The organism is Micrococcus sp. HSID17227 (assembly GCF_003989405.1).
Classification (GTDB): domain Bacteria; phylum Actinomycetota; class Actinomycetes; order Actinomycetales; family Micrococcaceae; genus Micrococcus; species Micrococcus luteus.
Genome location: NZ_RBLN01000231.1, coordinates 1 through 3,482, shown reverse-complemented (window position 1 = coordinate 3,482; position 3,482 = coordinate 1). Strand labels below are relative to the sequence as shown.

Annotated in this window: 4 protein-coding genes; all 4 read left to right on the top strand. The window is 71.6% G+C overall.

Annotation, left to right across the window (positions count from 1 at the left end; all coding sequences use genetic code 11):
- Window positions 1–1,219: hypothetical protein (locus D8M29_RS13640; RefSeq protein WP_127445942.1), on the top strand; the 1,219-nt coding region annotated here is incomplete at its 5' end.
- Between the two features lie 106 nt (window positions 1,220–1,325).
- Window positions 1,326–1,727, top strand: coding sequence for a helix-turn-helix domain-containing protein (locus D8M29_RS09965; RefSeq protein ID WP_036315027.1), 402 nt, complete (start codon window positions 1,326–1,328; stop codon window positions 1,725–1,727).
- 98 nt (window positions 1,728–1,825) lie between these two features.
- Window positions 1,826–2,044, top strand: a complete 219-nt coding sequence (locus tag D8M29_RS09960; protein ID WP_002856506.1) for a DUF3046 domain-containing protein — start codon at window positions 1,826–1,828, stop codon at window positions 2,042–2,044.
- 210 nt (window positions 2,045–2,254) lie between these two features.
- Complete coding sequence (gene recA, locus D8M29_RS09955) at window positions 2,255–3,319, top strand: recombinase RecA (RefSeq protein ID WP_041104259.1); 1,065 nt, start codon at window positions 2,255–2,257, stop codon at window positions 3,317–3,319.
- Window positions 3,320–3,482 lie beyond the last annotated feature (163 nt).

The window sequence follows — 3,482 nt, the reverse complement described above, 5'->3', positions numbered from 1 at the left end:
CCCCCGCGTCATCGGCCTCGTGGCCGACCCGGGCACCCCGTGGGCCCTCGTGCGCCGCATCGCCGGGGATGTCGAGGACCGGCTCGACGACCGCCTGCCGCAGCCCGGCGGCTGGCGGGTCGAGACACGGCAGGAGTCGCTGCCGGTCGGTGCGACCGGGGGCATGGTCCTGGAGGAGCCGGTCCGCTCACTCGCGGACGGGCAGGGATGGGACACGGTGGTCGCCGTCGTCGACCTGCCCCGGTTCGACGACCGGCGCGGCGTGGTGGCGGACGTCGTGCCGCAGCTGCGGGTCGGCGTCGTGTGCGTCCCGGCGCTGGGGGTCATCACCCCGGCCCGCCGGCTGCGGGAGACGGTGCTGCGGATCGTCGAGCACATCGACACCGCCCCGCACGTGGACCCGCCGGACGGGGAGCTGGACGTGCAGTCCTCCGACGAGTCCGGCGAGGTGGAGGAGGACGGCGGCCGGTCCCCGGCGGACGAGCCTCCCGAGCCCGACACGGCCGCGCTGCGGGGCATCGCCCCACTGGGCGACGTCGACGCGGACGTGACCACGACCACCGGGATGGGCGGCGGGTCCCGGCGCACGTCCACGGTGTACGTGAAGGGCTGGACGGGCACGCTGCGCCTGCTGGCCGGGATGGTGATGGCCAACCGGCCGCTGCTCATGCCGCGGGACATGACGTTCACGATCGCCTCGGCCAGCGCGGCCGGTGCCTACGGCGTGTTCTTCGGCTCCATCTGGGTGCTCTCCAGCGTGATGTCTCCGGGGCGGCTCGCGGCGGTCAGCGTGCTGTCCGTGGTGTTGCTGGTGGCGTGGATGGTCACCACGAACGGTCTGTGGACGCACGGTGCGGCCCACCGGCACAGCTCGCGACTGGACAACCTCTCCACCGTGCTCACCGTGGGCCTGGCCTGCACCGTCGTCTACGTGCTGCTCTTCGTGACGCTGCTGCTGGTCGCGCTCATGATCATCCCCGTGGAGTATCTGGGGGAGGAGCTCGAGCAGCCCAGCGGTGTGGGCGACTACGTCCGGCTCGTGTGGCTGGCGGCGTCGATGGGCACGATGGCCGGGGCCGTCGGATCGAGCCTGGACGACTCCGAGCGCATCCGGAACGCCACGTACTCCCTGCGGGAACGGCATCGGCGCTCGGAGCGGCACGGGGGCGACGGGGCCGCGGAACGCCCGAGGGAGGGGGAGGCCGTGCCTCGGGAATGAACGCGACCCCGCCCGACGTTGAATGTAATGAGTCAAGAAGAGTGCCTCGCGGGATCAGGCCCGCGGCCCGGTGCCTTCAGGAAAAGTCCAGGAGCAGGCGATAGACATGATGCGACATCCCGTCCATTCCCACGGAATCACGCGCTGGGTCGATGACCAGCCCCGTCCCCGCGCGGCCGCCCCCGACATCAAGGAGCGCAGCATGCCCCTCCTCCGCCACGAGATCGGCGACGTCCTGCGCGACGTCCGGCAGCTCCAGGGCCGCACCCTGCGCGAGGTCTCGCACGATGCCCGTGTCTCGCTCGGCTACCTGTCGGAGGTGGAGCGCGGCCAGAAGGAGGCCTCCTCCGAGCTGCTGGCCTCGATCTGCCAGGCGCTGGACATCCCGCTGTCCTACCTGCTGCGGGAGGTCTCGGACCGGCTCGTGGAGCAGGAGGGCATGGTCGTCCCGGACACCCTGCCGGACGACCTCACGGACCCCAGCCTGGGCTCGCTGGCCGGCCGCTGACCCCGCCACACCCACGGCGCGGGCGCCCCGTCTCGGGGCGCCCGCGCCGTCTGCGTCCCCGTCCCTGACCCCGCGACCGACCACAGAGAGGACCGCCCGTGCGCGAGAGCGAGTTCCGCCGGCTGATGGACGAGGAGTTCGGCCCCGCCCGGGCCGGCCTCGTGGCCGACTCCCTGCACCTGCCCGGCCTGGACACCACCGCGACGGCGGCGCTCGCCGCCGGCGTGGACCCGCGGCGGGTCTGGCTGGCGGTCTGCGACCTGCATGAGATCCCGCAGGAGCGGCGTCTCGGTCGAGACGTGCCGCCGAAACGCTGACGCCGCGACGCGCTGGCGGGGCACTGCCCCTGTTCGAACACGTGTTCGAAGAATGCGGTAGAGTCCTGCACAGCAGTGCGACGGGGTGATCTCGTGCACAGGCGGGGCGGGCCACGCTTATCGTGTCCGCCGCCCCCCGTAGATTCACGGACATGACCGAGGCGGGCGCTCCAGCGTCCGCGGCAGCACCACCAGAGCTAGGGGTGAAGGATGAGCAAGGTGACGGATCGCGAGAAGGCCCTCGAGGCCGCTCTCGCCCAGATCGACAAGCAGTTCGGCAAGGGTTCCGTCATGCGGCTGGGGGACCAGACCCAGGCACCCGTCGAGGTCATCCCCACGGGCTCGGTGGCCATGGACGTGGCCCTGGGCATCGGCGGCCTGCCGCGCGGCCGCGTGGTGGAGATCTACGGCCCGGAGTCCTCGGGCAAGACCACCCTGGCCCTGCACGCGGTGGCCAACGCGCAGCGCAACGGCGGCATCGCGGCCTTCATCGACGCGGAGCACGCCCTGGACCCGGTCTACGCCCGCCAGCTCGGTGTGGACACGGACGCCCTGCTGGTCAGCCAGCCGGACACCGGCGAGCAGGCCCTGGAGATCATGGACATGCTCGTCTCCTCGGGCACTCTGGACATCGTCGTCATCGACTCCGTGGCCGCGCTGACCCCGCGCGCCGAGATCGAGGGCGAGATGGGCGACTCCCACGTCGGCCTGCAGGCCCGCCTCATGTCCCAGGCGCTGCGCAAGGTGACCGGCCGCCTGCACCAGACCAAGACCACGGCCATCTTCATCAACCAGCTGCGCGAGAAGATCGGCGTGTTCTTCGGCTCCCCGGAGACCACCACGGGCGGCAAGGCGCTCAAGTTCTATGCGTCCGTGCGCATCGACGTCCGCCGCATCGAGACCCTCAAGGAGGCCGGCAACCCCGTCGGCAACCGCACCCGCGTGAAGATCGTCAAGAACAAGATGGCCCCGCCCTTCAAGCAGGCCGAGTTCGACATCCTCTACGGGGTCGGCATCTCCCGCGAGGGCGGCCTGATCGACATGGGTGTCGAGGAGGGCATCGTCAAGAAGTCCGGCGCGTGGTTCACCTATGACGGGGACCAGCTCGGGCAGGGCAAGGAGAACGCCCGTCGCTTCCTCAAGGACAACCCGGACCTCGCCAACGAGATCGAGGAGCGCATCCTCACGAAGCTCGGCATCGGCGTGGCCCCGGAGGCCGAGGACGACGAGGCCCCGGCCCTGACCGCGGTTCCGGGGGACACCGCGGCCGGATGACCCGATCGCGCAGGAACGTCGGAGGCGGGGCCGCCCACCGGTCGGAGACGACCGACCGGAGCGGCTCCGCCTCCGGTGCGTCCGCGTTCGACGACGCCCGGGACTCGGACGTGGGCCGAATGTGGCTCGATCTGGCCGGGGCTCCGGAGCCGACGTCGTCCGA